Consider the following 17,476-nt stretch of genomic DNA (forward strand, 5'->3'; position numbering starts at 1 on the left):
TGTTCTCCTTCCGATCCAAAATCAATATACATCACGTTGATAACGCTTTTGCTGCTGCATATCAGCAAGATACTGCTCCGCACTCTCACGGCTCATTTGCCCTTCTTTTTCAATAATATCGATCAGAGTCATATGTACATCATGGGCCATATGCTTCTCATCTCCGCAAATGTAAACAACCGCTCCTTGTTCAAGCCACTCATATAATTCCCTACTCGCCTCAAGCATACGGTGCTGCACGTAGACTTTCTCATCTGTATCACGTGAGAATGCAACATCCATTTTTGTTAATGTACCGTCTTTTAACCATTGCTGCCACTCTGTTTGGTAAAGGAAGTCTGTGACGAAATGCTGGTCGCCAAAGAATAACCATGACTTTCCATCGGCTCCTGCTTCCTCACGTTCTTGAATAAAGGAGCGGAATGGTGCAATCCCTGTACCTGGCCCTACCATAATAATTGGTGTCTCTGGATTTTCAGGGAGCTTAAAGTTTTCGTTATGTTGAATGTAAATAGGAAGCGTGTCACCTGGCTCTAGACGCTCTGAACATAATATCGAGCAAACTCCGCTTCGATCACGGCCGTGTGATTGATAACGAACAGCGCCGATTGTTAAATGAACTTCATCAGGATTGGCTGATAAGCTGCTTGCAATCGAATAGAGACGGGCTGGCATTTTGCGTAAGATGGAGATGAAGTCTTGTGCAGATCCACTCCATGGACCATACGTTTGAACTAAATCAAGCAAATCACGGCCTTCAATAAATTCTTTTAGTTTCTCATTACCTGTTGATAAAAGCTCTGTCAGGTCTTGATTAGCAGATAGCTTTGCTGCCTGCTCAAGAAGCGGCTTTGTTAACACGGTAATTTCAAAATGAGAAGTGAGCGCTTCTTTAAGCGGACGAACATCCCCTTGTTTATTGACCGTTACAATTTCTTCTGGATCCCAGTTCATTTCTTTGATGAGTAAATCTACTAATACAGGATCATTCTCAGGATAGATTCCTAGACTGTCGCCTGGTGCATACGTAAGTCCTGATCCTTCAAGCGATAATTCAAGATGACGCGTTTCCTTATTAGAGCCGCGGCCATTTAAATTAAGATTTTCTAATACTTCCGCTTTAAATGGATTCTTTCTTGAATATGCTGATTCACCACTTGCAGGTGCAGCTGCTGCTTGCGTTGGTGCACTGCTTGCGCCTTGTGCTTCACTTAAACCGCTAATGACTCCATCAAGCCATTCTGCTGCTGGATCATCATAGTCAAGGTCACAATCGACACGAGGATGAATTCGTGTGCCGCCAAGCTCTTCTAAGCGCTGATCAAATTCTTTACCTGTCTGACAGAAAAATTCATAAGAACTGTCACCTAGTGCTAAGACAGAGAAACGTAGATCGTCAAGCTTTGGAGCTCTTCTGCCGTGAAGGAATTCATGGAATGTCAGTGCACTATCCGGAGGCTCTCCCTCACCATGTGTACTCACAACGATCAAAAGATTTTGAATTTTTTTCAACTGATTCGGCTTAAAATCATTCATTGATGTTACGTTTACTTGGAAGCCTTTTTCCTCAAGGGTCTTCCCTGTCTGTTTTGCAAGACCTTGAGAATTACCCGTTTGCGAACCGAAAAGAATGGTTACTTCTTTGGAAACGGGCTGCGGGGAACTTTCTGAAGAAGCTTGAGCTGCCGGAGCTTCTGGTGCAGCCGTGGCTGCAGCTGATTGGGATGCAGCTAAATAACCCGTCAACCAAATTTTTTGCGACTCTGTTAACGTTGGCAGAAGTTGATTAAGGAGATCCGCCTGCTCCTGACTAAAAGGACTGTTAACTACCTGAAGTTGCAACGATATCCACCTCACAAATATGAACTTATCATCAGTCACTATATTGATAGAGACTACCTTTCATTCGTCTTTTCATTAACTGAAAATAAAAATAATGGTTGAATTAATGGTAAACTCATAAATCCTATAAGTCAAGTATGATTTAACACAATACAGAATGAAAGTGCATTCAATTTGAACCTCTTTTGGCTAATATATTAGGCGTGTGAGTAATGTGTGTCACTTCAAATAGAAGTTTCAATCTCATTTAAACCAAACCCTCCAATAAGCCACCACCCTTTCCTTTTTTGCTAAGATGGTTGCTGTGTTTAATTTAAGGAGGGATAAAATGACTAGATTTCCTGATGAGATCATTTCTTTATCAACGATTTTAACCAAATTGCATAAAGCGTATGAGAAAAAAGCCGGCAAGCTTGAAAATTATCATGATGATTATAAGGACTTGAAACAATACATGGTCGATTATCGAAATGAAATGGATGCTATGGAGGCGTTTAGTCATCAACGCTCTCTTACGACAATTGATAAAACTGGGGTGATGGTTGAAAAAAAGCTAGATCAGCTAGGGAAACTGATTGAATCCCCATACTTTGGCCGTATTGATTTTATTTATGATGGAGAATCTGCGGAGGATACTGAAATCTTCTATATAGGAAAGTTCTCGTTTACAGATGAAGATGGATCTATATGTATTTATGATTGGCGCGCCCCGGTCTCAGGGATGTATTATGAGTACGAGCTTGGTCCTGCCTCGTATCAGTCATTAAATGGATTGATTTCAGGTGAACTCACAAGAAAGCGTCAATTTAAGATTACAAACAGCGAGCTTGAGTACGTTCTAGAAAGCTCCACTAATATCCACGATGATATTTTGCAAAAGGAATTAAGTACAACTGCTGATGATCGCATGAAAACAATTATTGCAACCATTCAACAAGAACAAAATAAGATCGTACGAAATGAGAAAGCACATACGCTCGTTATTCAAGGCGTGGCAGGCTCCGGCAAAACGTCTATTGCTCTTCACCGCATCGCCTATTTATTATACAAAAATAAAGAAACACTCTCCTCTGATCGGGTGATGATTGTTTCTCCTAATAAAGTGTTTGCCGATTACATTTCAACTGTCCTGCCCGAGCTTGGTGAGGAACCAATTAAAGAGAATACGATTGAGGATATTGCCCGTTCAATTATGCCAGCTAAATTCTCCTTCACCACAAAATACGATCAAACCAAACGGCTGATCGAACATCATGACCCATCGTTTGCAGAGCGGATTTCGTTCAAATCATCAACAGAATTTTTCAGCCTTTTTAAAGACTACTTAACACAACTGGATACAGAAATGTTCGAACCGACAAAAATTACAATCCAAGAGATGGAGTTCACGCAGGACTATCTTAGCCGCCGTTTTAAAAGCTATAGCCGTTATCCAGTCAAGCAACGTATGGAGTATATAGCAAGGGATATCCTCGAAGTTATGAAATCCAAAAGAATGGGCGAGATGAAGCTTCCCTCAATGGGAGAAGTAACTAAGAGGCTAAAAAAGCGACTTCGCTTTAATGATCCTATGCAGCTGTATAAGTCCTTCTATGCACATTTAAACCGAACTGAGCTCTTTACCATGAAGAAAAATCAGTTAGAATTTGCAGATGTGTATCCATACCTGTATTGTATTGATTATCTAGAAGGCATCGACACGTTTGATGTGGTTGATCATCTTGTTGTCGATGAAATGCAGGATTATACGCCAGTAGAATATATGGTGCTGCAAAAGGTATTCCCGTGCAAGAGAACGATTCTTGGAGACTTCAGTCAATCACTGAACCCTTTCTCCTTGCATACGGAGACAACATTTAAGCCGATCTTTTCAGAGCCTGAGTTTGTCGAACTAAAGAAAAGTTATCGTTCCAGCTATGAAATTATCGAATTTACGAAACAATTCCTCCCTGAGAATGCTATTGAAGCAGTCAAACGTCATGGAGATAAGCCAAGGATCATCACGTATCACAGTGACGATGAGCAGGTAGAGAAATTAATAGCCTCTCTCCATCAATTTGAACAGAGCGAATTTAAAACGTGTGGTATTATTTGCAAAACAGAAGCTATGGTACAAACGTTAGATGGAGTTTTGCGTGAGAAATTTACGTTCACACGACTAGATGAAGAAAGCTCTAGCTTTTCAGAAGGAATTACACTTACTACCGTTCAGCTGGCTAAAGGACTTGAATTTGATCAAGTAATTGTTCCTTTTGTGAGTGGCAGTGCATACAGAAATGAGTTTGAAAAAGGATTATTGTATGTGGCTTGCACCCGTGCTATGCATCAACTCATTGTTATGCAAGACGCAGACGATCCGTCGCAATTGATTATAGAGAATCAAAATTAAACCGTAAGCAGGTGGTTGGGGTGTATCGAACAAAAGAAATGGCACAATTAGTGGGCGTGCACCCTAACACTGTGCGGATTTATGAAGACTGGGGCTATATCTCCCCTGTTCCTAGAAAAGAAAATGGATATCGAATCTATTCAGAAGTCCACTTGCTGCAAATGAAGATAGCCCGATTATTGTTTACATGTGAAATTGTGCAAGGAGATATGAGAAATCGAGCAAGACAAATCGTATATGCTTCAGGTAAAGAAGATTTCCAAGGCGCCCTGCAGTTAACAATCCAATACATCACTCATTTGGAGATGGAGTATCACCATGCTGTAAAAGCGGCAGATGTTGTGGAGAAATGGCTGAGGAAAGAGTCCGTACAAGGTAATCAAACGTACTCCAGAAAAGAAGTGGCCAAGCTTTTAAGTGTCACACCTGAGGCATTACGTAATTGGGAACGGAACGGTCTAATTTCAGTCCCGCGGCTTGAGAATGGATTCAGAGTTTATGGTGAAAAGGAAGTGGAACAGCTGCGTGTGATTCGCAGTTTGAGACAAGCTCATTATTCTCTCAATGCGATTTTAAGGCTGTTTAGTACAATTAAGCCTCCAGGTTCTGCAGTAATTGAGATCCTTGATACACCATCAGAAAGCGAAGATATCGTTTCTGTGACAGATCAATTAATCACCTCTTTAACACTGGCTATTACATATGCTGATGATGCCAAAAAAATATTAGTTGGTTATCTAAAAATGAATAAGACGACTGCAAAATGACTTAAATTGAGTAACAAATTAGGCATTTTACACATGTTTTAAACGACAGCATACATTAATTGAAACGAATAAAAGAGGAGTGAATGTTATCTTGAGAAATGGATATTTTAGGCAAGCTGGTCCTTCTTTTACTTCACAGCCACACCATTATTCCTATCATCCTTCTTATACATTTCAACCTAACTACACACCTTTATCACAGAATTATGCTTACCAAACCTCTCCTTATGTACCTAATCAAATAAACCAAACTAGTGTGCCAAACTTACCATTATCGCGAAATCAAACGGACCAAACCTCTTTTAATGTACCTCATCCCGGTCCTCATCAAAATTGGATTTATCAACCAAGTGATACGTACTTTTTCTTGGGAGACCATAACGCGAGCTACTACATTTTTCCGTATGAAGCTGATCCCACTACCGAAATTGTCATCAGAGGGCGATATCCCTATGCACGCTATTTCACCTTTAATGTAGCAAATATTCCAACTCATCGTTTAGTTGATGCCATAGTTGGTAAGGATTTAATTCCTGATCCAGGCAGTACGAACCCCTTTTTGCCTGGTGCGAATTGGGATGCAACAAACCGTAACTATACGTTGAAAATCCGTTTTACTGAACCTCCTGAGGGATCAACTCTTTTTGTTCCTGATGCGGGTAATAATGTTATTTATGCTGGGTCTCTTGAAAGTGGTGCACCAAATAGAACCGGGTTTATTATATTAAGAATTTACGTTCCGAGTATAGGCTATGATAAAACAGGAGGTGTCGATCTTCCTTTTATCACTTATGCACAAAATAGCAGTCTCCCCTCTGTTGCATTTCAAACCACAACTCAGCAGCATCAGCTGGATTTTTATGACTTTATGAATCTAAATGAAGTTGCTAATATGATTACAAGAAATAACATAGAGATCGACTTTAGAGAGAACGTCGATTTAACATGGAAGCGTTTTGGACCAGAATTTCTTCAGCCTGAAGGAAATACCATCTATACCATTTCCAACCTAATTGACAGGGGCCCTAATAAGTTGTTATATATTCGCTGGAAAGCTCCTACGTTCCCGGATACGTATCATAATTTCGGGATCACAGGCAATGAAGATATGCAATATTGGAGCATGAATTTTGTCACACCAGTTGGTATGTTGGGACTATATACTATTTCAGATTATCAGACAATTATTGATCATGAAGGGTATGTAAATCTAGTGATAAGCTTTGGAGCCCCACGTCCATCATCTGTCACCTCCGAGAATGGTTATACTTGGATTGACGCTAGCCAGCTTCCATTAGTCCCTCTTTTCCTTATTTACAGAAATAATCAAATATCTGAAGACTTCATTCAATATACAGCGGCCGATATTCCTCCGGGCGAAATCGTGACACCTCAAGACATGGGAGAATACTATCAATCTGGTATATACTTAGATCCTATGGATTTTGAGCAGATATAATAAAGAGTGTTGGCATAGCTTGCCAACACTCATTTAGCATTTCTCCACCTAGTCTATAAGAAAAGGCAGACTGTAATAGCGCAGTCTGCCTTCTCGTGCATTTATTAGTTATACCCACCACATGTTCCCTGGTTGTTCACGGATTAATACTGACTGCAAATTTCTAACGGCTGTTGCGAAGCCTTCGTTGATCGACATAATTGGGTCTTCATGTTCAATACTGACCACATAATCATAACCATATGTTCGTAATGCGCTGATAATATTGGACCATTCATGAATGCTATGACCTAAGCCGACCGAGCGGAAGTTCCATGCCCTCGTTTGAATTTCACCGTATGGCTGCATGTCCGTTAGACCATACATATTTACATTATCTTGATCAATATAAGTATCCTTTGCATGGAAATGATGAATAGCATTTTTCTTTCCGAGAATTTTAATGGCCGCTACTGGATCAATACCTTGCCACCAAAGGTGACTTGGGTCTAGGTTTGCTCCAATGGCATCACACGTTTCTTCTCTTAACTTCAGCATCGTGTGAGGGGAATGAACTAAAAATCCTCCATGTAATTCTAGACCAATTTTTACTGAGTGCTCTTCTGCAAACTGGCCAACTTCTTTCCAATAAGGGATTAACTTCTCTTCCCACTGCCATTTTAAGATGTCACTATAATCATTTGGCCAAGGGGCAATCGGCCAGTTTGGGTATGTGGCATTCTCACTATCTCCTGGTGTTCCAGAAAAACAATTAACAACAGGGACATGTAGGAGTTCTGCTAATTGAATGGTTTTTATAAGTGTCTCATGGCTCTCTTTGGCAAATGATTTATTAGGTGTTAATGGGTTGCCGTGAGCACTGAGCGCACTGATCATTAATCCTCTTGATTCAATCGCTTGCATGTATTTTTTTCGTTCCTGTTCTGAATCAAGCAGAACATCTAGTGGACAATGATTGTTGCCAGGATAACCGCCTGTTCCGATCTCAATAGCATCCAGACCTGCTTCTTTTACGTAATCTAGCATGTCTTCAAAAGACTTTTCAGCAAATAAAACAGTAAAAACTCCTAATTTCACTTTTCCAACCTCCCTCTAAAGTTGTACAATCGTTTTTGTTTTCTTTGATTCTAGTGCTGCTAATATCACTTTTAAAGATTTATAGCCTTCTTCACCAGGTACAGGTGGTGACGTGTTATTTTTTATAGCATCAACAAATTGATCGATTACATGGGTTGTTGTTTGACCGCCCGCTTCATTAGATTGAATTTTTGCTAATTCATAATTGACGGTTTCCCCATTTTGATATTGCAGAATCAGCGAGTAGTTCGGATCATCTTCAAGTCGGATAATCCCTTTTTCTCCATAAATCACGGTTGAATTATCAGCTACAGGTGAATACGCCCAGCTGGCCGTTAAGGTTCCGATGATTCCACCTTCCATTTTTAAAATACAAACCGCATTATCATCAACTGTCGTATCTTCCTTTGCGTTGGTCTCTACCATTGCCCCTACTTCGAGAACTTCTTTTCCGAGAATATAACGGATTAAATCAGATTTATGAACACCTAAATCACCCATTGCCCCAATAAAGGCCTCATCCTTCCTAAAGAACCAGCTTCCCTTTCCATCAATACTCCAACCCTCAGGCCCTCCATGTCCGAATGTTGTCCGGAAACTATACACCTTACCGATTTCTCCTGCTTCAATTAACTTTTTTGCCCTTTGGTGCGAAGCCACGAAACGCTGATTGTGGGCAATCATTAATTTCTTACCATTTTCCTCTGCAGCCAGAATCATCGCTTCTGCTTCTTCTTTAGACGTAGCCATAGGCTTTTCACATAATACATGCTTGCCGCTGTTTAAAGAGGCTATGGTCACCTCGGCATGTAGATAATTGGGTAAACAAACACTGATTGCATCCAAGTCTTCGTTTGTCAGTAACTCTTTATAATCAAAATAGGCTTTAGCTTTGTACTCGTTTGCGACCTCGTAAGCTCGCTGTTCATTGATGTCACAGACTGCTGCAATTTCCACCTGGTTGTTTGCCTCGTATTCAATCAGATGACGTTTTTGTGCAATACTACCGCAACCAATAATTCCTACTTTTAATTTCCCCATTACTATTCCTCCCACGAACGAATTTATTTGATTAAGAAATCTTTCTGTGGTACTAATGTTGGCTTTTGACATGTACTTTCTAGAAAGTAGTGACTATTTGTTTCTGATGCCATAAGCAATCCATGCATGATTTCAAGTACATGTAAGGCAAGTTCACCATTCGCTCGATGCTCATCATTCTTTCTAATGGCCAGCGCCATATTGCCGACTCCAATTCCTCTACTATTCTCGGTAAATTGAAATAAGATCGGGATCTCTTCCCACGTGTTCGCCCCAGGCCGCTTTAATAGAATTGGTCCACCAAATGTATTAGGATCAGGGACACTTAGCGTTCCTTCCGTACCATGAATCTCCATCCTTGGCACCTGAGATCCCCAAACATCGAAGCTGGTAATTAAAGTTGCAACGGTACCTTCTTTGAAATCGAGTACTCCAGAAATATGAGTTGGAGTATGTACTTGTATCTTTTTACCATATAAAGGTTTACTTTTAATCGTTCTCTCACTAACTGAGATACTTGCTGACGCTGTTACACGCTTAACTGGACCTAGTAAATAAATTAACGTTGTTAAATAATAAGGCCCCATATCAAATAATGGCCCTCCGCCTTCTTGATAGAAAAAGTTTGGATTCGGGTGCCATGCTTCCGGACCATGCCCCATCATAAATGCATTGGCGGCAACCGGCCTCCCTATCCACCCGTCATCTATCAATTTCCGGCACATTTGAATGCCTCCACCAAGAAAGGTGTCAGGAGCAGAGCCAACCAGCAAGCCCTTTTCTTTTGCTAATTCTAGTATTCTTTTCCCGTCCTCCACTTTTATAGCGATAGGTTTTTCTACGTATACGTGTTTTCCGGCATGAAGTGCTTCTAAACACAAGGAAACATGGGCAGCTGGAGGGGTTAAATTGATTATTAATTCAATATCTTTGCTGTCTAGCATTTCTTGTACAGTGTAAACATGTTCAACTTGATGTTTAGCTGCAGCCTGATGTGCTTTTTCTAGGTCTAGATCCGCACAGGCAGCTACCTCTAGAACATCTAGCTCTTTGCAATTAGTGAAATAGATGTCACTAATATTTCCACAACCGACTATACCAACCTTTACTTTATCCACTCTTTTTAACTCCTTTTTTATAAGTAACCGTTATCCTTTCACAGCTCCTCCAGTAAGTCCCTTTACTACACGTTCTTGTGCTAGGATGAATAAAAGCAGTACTGGTAAACTTGCAAGTGTCAATGCAGCCATTAACCCTGGTACATTGATCATGAATTCCCCATAGAAATTTTGCAGCCCTAAAGGCAATGTCATATTACTTGGGCTTGTAATGAGGATTAAAGCAAAGATAAATTCCGTCCATAGAAAGACAAAGTTGTAGATGACAATCGTAGAAATGGCCGGGACGATATTTGGAAAGATGACCTTCCAAAAGATTTTCCAATGATTCGCACCATCTAATTGCGCTGCCTCTTCTAGTTCCTTAGGAATCTCTTGCATAAATTGCGTTAAGATAAAAATCGAAATGGGCAAACTGAATGCAACATACGGACCAAGTAAGGCTAGTAACGTATCATAGACGCCCATCCCTTGAGTCAATACAAAAATTGGAATTAATGTTGCGTGAATTGGCAGCATCATTCCTGCAACAAAGAGGAGAAATAATGGCCGATTCAAGCGAAATTTCATTCGACTTAAAGGGTAGCTTGCTAGAGAAGCAATCATAACGGTAATGACAACTGCTGATGTTGTGATAATCATACTGTTTAGAAAGTAATTCGATAATCCCATATCAAAAACAGAAAAGTAATGTTCGATGGTAAATAACTCGGGAAAAATTGAGTACGGATTGACGAAAAACTCACTCATGCTTTTAAAGGATGTTCCAATCATGTACATGAACGGATAAAACGTAAAGATTAGCAGCGAAATGGCTAAGACATACAATAGAATTCTCTTTATTAGCTGTAATGGTTTCATGAAAATAACCCCCGCTTCTTTCGCTGGTATTCAATAACCTGAATTATGATGACGCAGGCAAATGCAATTAAAAACATGACTGCAGCAATTGTACTTGCATAACCCATACTAAAATTAATGAAACCTTGTTTATACATATAGGTTCCTAGTATCTCAGTCGCTCCTCCTGGGCCTCCACCAGTCATAATGTAGAAAATATCAAAGGCCTTGAGTGATCCAACTATGGCTAGTATGGAAGAAGTAACAAATGTTGGAATTAGAGCTGGCAATGTCACATAAAAAAACTTTTGTAATTCATTTGCCCCATCTATACTTGCTGCTTCATACAATTCATCAGGAATTCCTACCATTGCAGCCTTAAAGAGAATCATATAAAAAGGAGAGAACTGCCAAATAACGACGATTAAAATTGCGATCATTGCGGTATTTTTATCAGCTAACCATGGTATTGCATTGAAACCAAACAATTGAACAATTTGATTAACTGGGCCATTGATTGGGTCATACATGAATATCCATAATAAGCCAATTGCCACCGTTGACATTAAGTAAGGTAAAAAGAAAATGACATTCAAAAACTTCTTCCCCATAATTGGGCTAAAAAGAACCAATGCCATAATTAATCCAAGCGGGATTTGAACAAAGACTGACACTAGTACTAGCAGCATGTTATTCTGTAGTGCTTGCCAAAAAGTAGAATCAGAGAATAAGGTAAAATAATTTTCAAGGCCTATAAAAGTCTTCTGTGCTTGAACGCCGTTCCAGTTATACATACTGTAGTTAAACGTAGCTATAATGGGGTATAGAATAAAAATCGAATAAACTAAAAGTGCTGGCAAAACAAACAGAAGAATCGTTTTTCCTTTTTTCCGTTTATTCTTCTTTTGCTCTGGACTAATCATAATGACATCGGTATCAACAGCCGTCTTCATATCGTTCCCTCCCTTATACATGTAGAGGAGGAGCGTGAGCGGCTGCCCCTCCCTATTCATGTTGTTTTAATCTAATGTTTCTTTAGCTTTCTGTTCCATAAGGTCTGCTGCTTCTTGTGGTGTCATTGTTTTACCAAATAACTCTTGCGTAGTATCTTTATGAAGCTCAGCAAGAACTGGAGGGAGAGTCTGATCATATGGCATATGAATATCATTTGCTTCTACTGCCATTTCAGCAAATTGTTGAACAAAAACATCGTCTGTTGGAACGTCTATAAGCGCAGATAAACTTCCAGTACGATTGACATAATCTTCTGCTGTCTCGAGTGTCGTTAATTCTTTCATTAACTCAATGGCCAACTCAGGGTGTTCTGTTCCTGAATAAGCAGACCAAACTGGACTTGTTGCTCCACCAACATTTGATGGATCACCTTCTCCATCAGGTAGAGTTGGGAATGGGAACATACCTAGCTTCTCTTCAAATTCAGGAGCTTCTGAACGGACATTAACGACAAGAGTGTTCGTCATAAGCATCATTGCTGATTGACCTGAATACAATAATTGTCTGCCTTGACCAGCATCATAAGGAACGCCGTTAAAGCCTGGGTTAAAGGCATTACGGTCAACGAGCTCTTGAATGTATTCCCCAGCCCTTACGTAGTTAGCATCATCAAATCCCTTACCGTCTCTATTAAAAGCACTTTGGAATAATTCCTCACTGCCCAAGCGATCAGCAAAGTACATTAAATAATAAGCACCAGGCCATTTTGTCTGATTCGTTAATGTAATAGGGATTACATCATTTTCATCCAATTCGTCAATTATGGCTAGTAACTCATCATACGTTTCTGGCTCTTCTAAGCCATGCGTTTCAAAGATTTCCTTGTTATAGAAGAAAAGTGTTTGGCTGAGTCCTAAAGGGAGCCCATATACTTTCTCGTCAAATGTTGTATTGTTTAGTGCCATTTCTAAAAAATGATCAAAATCAATATCTTCATTTGTTAGGTCCAACACCTGCCCGGCATCAGCAAACTCCTTCAGCCATCCGCCACCCCAAGAAGTAAATACATCAGGGGGATTCCCACCTGACATCGCTACTACCATCCGCTGCTTATAATCATCATTTGGAATTCGAAGCATGTTTACTTCAACGCCTGGATTTTTTTCCTCAAAACGCTCTATAGCATCTTGATACACTGCCTCTTTTTCTCCACTATCAATTTGCCAAAAGTCTAAAACGATTGTATCTCCAGTACTAGTTGCCTCATTAGAATTACCATCAGCTTCAGAAGAAGTTTCTTGATTTCCTCCGCCACATGCCGTAACAAAAAGAGAAAGAATTAGCGCGAATAGCATGACAGACCATTTTTTTCTCATTTAAATGTCCCCTTTGACTTTTTTGTAATCCCTCGCATAAACCTAGCAGAGTTCCCAATAATAGAGTTAAGGCAATGTAACCGGTTACATTTATCTATAAAAGATGATGACTTTTTAAGTAATCCATACTTATTTTTACACTTTCAAAAGGACTTTTCTTCGTCTGATCCTGCTCCACAACAAACCAATCAACACCAGCCTGCTTGCCTTCTTCAATCGCACCAAGGACATCAACCACACCTGTACCTAATTCAGCAAAAAATTGTTCAGAGTCGTTTGTCATATCTTTTAGGTGTAGCAGCGGTACTCTTCCTTTATAGTGATTGATCCACTCTAATGGATTTTCACCAGCCTTGGTAAGCCAGTAGATATCAAGCTCCGCATTCACCCATTTTGGATCTGTCTCATCTAATAGAATACGTAAGGGCTGCCTTCCGTCGAGATCTTCTAATTCAAATGCGTGATTGTGATAACTAAACTGAATCCCGTTATCTGAACATACTTTTCCAATTTCGTTCAACCTTTGAGCGAATTGACTATACTCACTAACTCCCCCGCGACGGTCTTCTGGTAAGATAGGGCAAGTAATATATCTACTATTAATTTCTTTTTGATATTGAATGACATCTTCTAATTCATTCTCTAGCATGTGCAGGGGCACGTGACTCCCTGCAGCTTGCAGGCTAAGTTCATCAAGAATCCCTTTCAACTCTCTTGCTTCAAGTCCACCCCAATGCCCGGCAAACTCAACACCGTCATACCCTAACTCAGATACTTTTCTTAATGTACCAACAAAGTCTTCATTGCAGGAATCTCTTAAAGTGAATAATTGAATGGCAACTTTCATTATTAAATCCTCCCCCAATTTTATTAAGTCATGTGAACAAAGCAATTATCCTTCCTCATCACCCCCTTCAAAGAGATCTATTTACTTTTTTACACGAATCCCTAATGACTAAATGGCTGTTTAGGACTACATGCATTTGGTCCAATGGTTTATCTTTTATTATGGTTAATAACATCTTCGCAGCATGAGTTCCAATTTCAATGGTTGGCTGTTCGATAGTAGTAAGAGATGGTGTAACATATTTCGCGACTTCAATATCATCGAAGCCAATGATTGACATATCCTCAGGAATTTGAAAGCCATGTTCCTTCAATGCTTTTATTGCTCCAATAGCCATATTATCTGAAACCGCAAAGATGGCAGTTGGTAATTGCTTTTCCAAAAGAAGTTGATTTGCTAATTGATACCCTGACTCTAACGACCAATCACCGCTAAATATCAAGCTTTCATCTATTTCTAAGCCGTTTTGAATAAGTCCATTTTTATAGCCTTTTAATCTCCTTCTTGCTCCCAATACATCAGGTATACCACCAAAATAGGCAATTCGTTTGTGACCTAAGTTTGCTAAGTAATTGACTGCTTTTTCAGCTGCCAAAAAATTATCAATGCTGACGGATGGAGCAGTGGAGATATTTTCACTCATATGATCAGTCGCTAGAACAATTGGAAGGTCTTTAAGCTTTTTATTAAATTCCTCCTCAGTCATTACAGCTGATAATAAGATCGCTCCTTCGACAGTTCGGTTCCTAATTAATTCAATAACAGATGGATCTACTCCGTTGTAGGTCTCAACAAGGATGACTTGATATCCTTCTGTTTTTAAGACTTCTTGAATCCCTCTGTAAATACTTGAAAATACAGCATTTGATAAATTCGGTATGACAACCACAATCATTTTCGATTGCATTTTACTAAGGTTTCTGGCCAATGTATTTGGTACATAATTTAACTCTTCGACCGCTTTTAAGACTTTTTCTTTTGTCTTTTGTGTTACGTTGCTATCTCCTTTTAATACCCGTGAAACAGTAGCAACAGAAACGCCCGAATATTTTGCTACATCTCTCATTTTCATTTCATTTCACCTTCTATTTATGTAACCGGTTACATTTATTTTAGTTAAGAGGAACTGAATTGTCAATAAATTCTTAATTTTTATTTAATTTAAGTTGGCATAGCTTGTGCCAACACTCTTTTTAAAGCGATGCTTGATTAAGCATCGCTTGTGATGTAGTCTATTTCATTACATAACCTTCAGGTTTCACTTGAATAACACTTTATCTACATTGTACTTCGCCTTGAGTTCATTAATAATAAATGTCTCATAGATTTCTCTATGAACAGGATCTTCAATAGTGCAAACATCAATTTTAGCAACTTTATCTCTATGCATTTTGATTGGCGATACCGTATCCTCAAAATGTTTTTTGATTCGTTGTCTTAACTTCCTTGCTTTACCTACGAACAATAACTCTTTCTTGTCATTATAAAACATAAAAATACCACCCTTATCTCTAGGGATTAGGTGAAAATCAGTAAATCCATAGATATTACTAAGCTCTGGATTATCTTGTTTGGTAATCGTCACATTCGGTGTTGGAATGGTTATATTAATCACGAAAGTTCACTTCCTTTTTAAATATTGCTATAAATGCTTTTCAACTATTTTCTGAGAGTATTTTATATAAATTGAAATAACCATTAGGTATTCTAAGCATTGTGTGGTATGCTTCATCTAACCATTTTACCACTTGTAGCATGTATGCCCCGAGGCTGACTAAACGTAAAATGCCAGCACCTTCCTTCTAAAGGTGAGGCATTTAGTAGTCAGCCTTTTTTGTATGGTTTATTCCGCTAAAAAAAGGACTCTAATCTAGAGTCCTTTCTTTATTATGCTTTGTTTACATTAACAGCTTGAAGTCCACGTTGACCTTGCTCTGTTTCAAATGTAACTTTTTGGCCTTCATCTAAAGATTTAAATCCTTCGCCTTGGATAGCTGAGAAATGTACGAATACATCATCTCCACCTTCAATTTCGATGAAACCGAATCCTTTTTCTGCGTTGAACCATTTTACTGTACCTTGTTCCATGTGTGTTTCCTCCTGCGGTGGACTAATTCCACCATTTATTACTATAGATGTTCAGTTATCAAAGGCGAAAAGCTTAACCACTTATTCATTCCTAAAATCGAACAAAAATAATTCTCCTTAAGAGTAACAGATAAAATTCCATAACGCAAATTGAATTTAAGTTGACTCAATAATCTTTCCAGAAAGTTAATCGTTATCATACACCTTTGTAACTGATATTAAGAGACCAGTAATAATAAAGCTATATATCCAATTGCTCCTAAGGAAAACGCCAATGTACTGCTTTCTCGATCTTCAGGTAGTTCCTCTTTTAGAACATTTAATATGATGGCACCTGATAGAAAGGCAAAAAATAAGGCTAACACTGATTCGGGGATTTCTGTTAAGACACCGATTGCCCATCCCAACAATACAGCTAAAGCTAGCAGCCATCGACCAACACGATTATAGATATCCTTATGATGAGTACGTAAGCCATAATCAACAACAATAAAATGCAGGGCCATAGCTATAACATATAAAATTAAACTTAACAGCCCTTCTGAATCTCTATGAATGAGTAAATATCCAATAAGTCCGTTATAAAAGGCAAAGGAACTAATATGCAGCCAAAAGATTCTTCTCGTTGGTTGATTTTCCCCTGTTTCTTGCTGGTTTTGTTTCTGAGATTCTTTGGCCGTTTTTTCTAAGGCATAAAATAATATAAGGCCAAGCATTGCGAGTAAGTAGGCATGATGTTCTAGATAAGAAAGCAAAAAGCCATGATGCTCTATTAGCTCTTGATGTTCCTTTAATTCAGGCAGGATATGAATAAATACATACCCAACAGAAACACCACCACCTAACGAAAGGAACCGACTTCTCGGAATGATTTGGATAAAGCGCATATTCTTAGCGAAGATATGCATACTTGCAAGTATTATGGCAAAGGCAAACGCTGTGATCTGCATACAGACTCCTCCTCTGTCTGCCTTTTACCCTTTCTCGTAAGATCTATTCAGAATTTTTCAATTAGCTTAATAGACGAATTAGTTGTCCACACTAAATTCATTTATCTTTGAAATTACTCTTTTCAATACATCAATTGACTCTAGTGGGTCATCATTAAGCTCTAAACTATGGTTTCCGCCTTCTACTATCTGTAGTTTAAGCTGTTCGTTGTGTTTAAGTGTGGCCATCCGTTCTTCGATAAAGCAGCTATCTTGATCTCCAATAATACAAAATCCTCTATGTTCACTTTTGCGCATAGCATTGAATACATCGTCTCTTTGTAATAATGGAGTCAACCATACTACTTTTGCATTTTTAAATGTTTGGTTGTTTAATAAATAACTTAATGTTATGGTTCCAATTGATTTGGCAACTATGTAATAATTATCGTATTGGTTGGTTTCTGATGCCTCATTAATAGCAAGCTGAACATCTTTAGCAAAATCCTCTTCACTTAAATCTGCTAACTCTTGTCTATTATATGTATAGTTAACATGTAATACATCGAATCCTTTAGTGTAGAACAGACCTGTTGTATAGTGTAATAATGGTGCCTGTGTCGTGTACCCAGCTCCAGGTAAAACAACAACTAAATTATTCGTTTTTTCTTTTTGTTCTATTAGTCTAAATGGGATCATTTTATAGTCACTTTTATATTCCGACAACCCTATCACACCTTTAATGTTGA

16 protein-coding genes are annotated in these 17,476 nt (G+C 38.9%); 3 read left to right on the forward strand and 13 right to left on the reverse strand.

Translation table 11 applies throughout. From position 1 onward, the window contains the following. Positions 1–21: 21 nt before the first annotated feature. On the reverse strand, positions 22–1,842 hold the full coding sequence (locus PQ478_RS10315; protein ID WP_289236797.1) for an assimilatory sulfite reductase (NADPH) flavoprotein subunit: 1,821 nt from the start codon (positions 1,840–1,842) through the stop codon (positions 22–24). Positions 1,843–2,170: 328 nt separating this feature from the next. On the opposite strand from PQ478_RS10315, the gene PQ478_RS10320 reads away from it, so the two are divergent. The 3 genes from PQ478_RS10320 to PQ478_RS10330 all read left to right on the forward strand — a co-directional run bounded on the left by PQ478_RS10320 (position 2,171) and on the right by PQ478_RS10330 (position 6,457). Further along, a complete protein-coding gene (locus tag PQ478_RS10320; RefSeq protein ID WP_289236798.1) occupies positions 2,171–4,231 on the forward strand; it encodes a HelD family protein in 2,061 nt (686 codons plus the stop codon). Positions 4,232–4,251: 20 nt separating this feature from the next. Beyond that, positions 4,252–4,998, forward strand: a complete 747-nt coding sequence (locus PQ478_RS10325; RefSeq protein WP_289236799.1) for a MerR family transcriptional regulator — start codon at positions 4,252–4,254, stop codon at positions 4,996–4,998. 91 nt (positions 4,999–5,089) lie between these two features. Continuing rightward, positions 5,090–6,457, forward strand: a complete 1,368-nt coding sequence (locus tag PQ478_RS10330; protein WP_289236800.1) for a hypothetical protein — start codon at positions 5,090–5,092, stop codon at positions 6,455–6,457. Positions 6,458–6,565: 108 nt separating this feature from the next. On the opposite strand, the gene PQ478_RS10335 is transcribed toward PQ478_RS10330, so the two are convergent. From PQ478_RS10335 to PQ478_RS10390, 12 genes are all read right to left on the reverse strand, one after another. After that, the gene (locus tag PQ478_RS10335) at positions 6,566–7,534 is read right to left on the reverse strand and encodes a sugar phosphate isomerase/epimerase family protein (protein ID WP_289236801.1); all 969 of its coding nucleotides are present in this window, start codon (positions 7,532–7,534) and stop codon (positions 6,566–6,568) included. 15 nt (positions 7,535–7,549) lie between these two features. Then, positions 7,550–8,575, reverse strand: a complete 1,026-nt coding sequence (locus PQ478_RS10340) for a Gfo/Idh/MocA family protein (protein WP_289236802.1) — start codon at positions 8,573–8,575, stop codon at positions 7,550–7,552. 23 nt (positions 8,576–8,598) lie between these two features. Continuing rightward, positions 8,599–9,693, reverse strand: a complete 1,095-nt coding sequence (locus PQ478_RS10345; protein ID WP_289236803.1) for a Gfo/Idh/MocA family protein — start codon at positions 9,691–9,693, stop codon at positions 8,599–8,601. Between the two features lie 30 nt (positions 9,694–9,723). Beyond that, positions 9,724–10,554 (reverse strand): carbohydrate ABC transporter permease, encoded by an 831-nt coding sequence (locus PQ478_RS10350; RefSeq protein ID WP_289236804.1) that lies wholly within the window; start codon positions 10,552–10,554, stop codon positions 9,724–9,726. Further along, positions 10,551–11,486 (reverse strand): carbohydrate ABC transporter permease, encoded by a 936-nt coding sequence (locus PQ478_RS10355; protein WP_289236805.1) that lies wholly within the window; start codon positions 11,484–11,486, stop codon positions 10,551–10,553. Before PQ478_RS10355 ends, PQ478_RS10350 begins: the two co-directional genes overlap by 4 nt. 66 nt (positions 11,487–11,552) lie before the next feature. Continuing rightward, the gene (locus PQ478_RS10360) at positions 11,553–12,863 is read right to left on the reverse strand and encodes an ABC transporter substrate-binding protein (RefSeq protein WP_289236806.1); all 1,311 of its coding nucleotides are present in this window, start codon (positions 12,861–12,863) and stop codon (positions 11,553–11,555) included. Between the two features lie 94 nt (positions 12,864–12,957). Continuing rightward, positions 12,958–13,710, reverse strand: a complete 753-nt coding sequence (locus tag PQ478_RS10365) for a sugar phosphate isomerase/epimerase family protein (protein WP_289236807.1) — start codon at positions 13,708–13,710, stop codon at positions 12,958–12,960. Between the two features lie 67 nt (positions 13,711–13,777). Beyond that, on the reverse strand, positions 13,778–14,782 hold the full coding sequence (locus PQ478_RS10370) for a LacI family DNA-binding transcriptional regulator (RefSeq protein WP_289236808.1): 1,005 nt from the start codon (positions 14,780–14,782) through the stop codon (positions 13,778–13,780). Positions 14,783–14,968: 186 nt separating this feature from the next. Further along, entirely contained in the window at positions 14,969–15,325 is a 357-nt protein-coding gene (locus PQ478_RS10375; RefSeq protein ID WP_289236809.1) for a nucleotide excision repair endonuclease, read from the reverse strand. A 272-nt stretch (positions 15,326–15,597) separates the two neighbouring features. After that, positions 15,598–15,798, reverse strand: coding sequence for a cold-shock protein (locus PQ478_RS10380; RefSeq protein WP_012958796.1), 201 nt, complete (start codon positions 15,796–15,798; stop codon positions 15,598–15,600). A 218-nt stretch (positions 15,799–16,016) separates the two neighbouring features. Next, a complete protein-coding gene (locus tag PQ478_RS10385) occupies positions 16,017–16,748 on the reverse strand; it encodes a hypothetical protein (protein WP_289236810.1) in 732 nt (243 codons plus the stop codon). A gap of 78 nt (positions 16,749–16,826) precedes the next feature. After that, on the reverse strand, positions 16,827–17,453 hold the full coding sequence (locus tag PQ478_RS10390; RefSeq protein WP_289236811.1) for an alpha/beta family hydrolase: 627 nt from the start codon (positions 17,451–17,453) through the stop codon (positions 16,827–16,829). Between the last annotated feature and the right edge of the window lie 23 nt (positions 17,454–17,476).

It is taken from the genome of Alkalihalophilus pseudofirmus, from assembly GCF_029094545.1.
Lineage (GTDB): Bacteria > Bacillota > Bacilli > Bacillales > Bacillaceae_D > Alkalihalophilus > Alkalihalophilus pseudofirmus.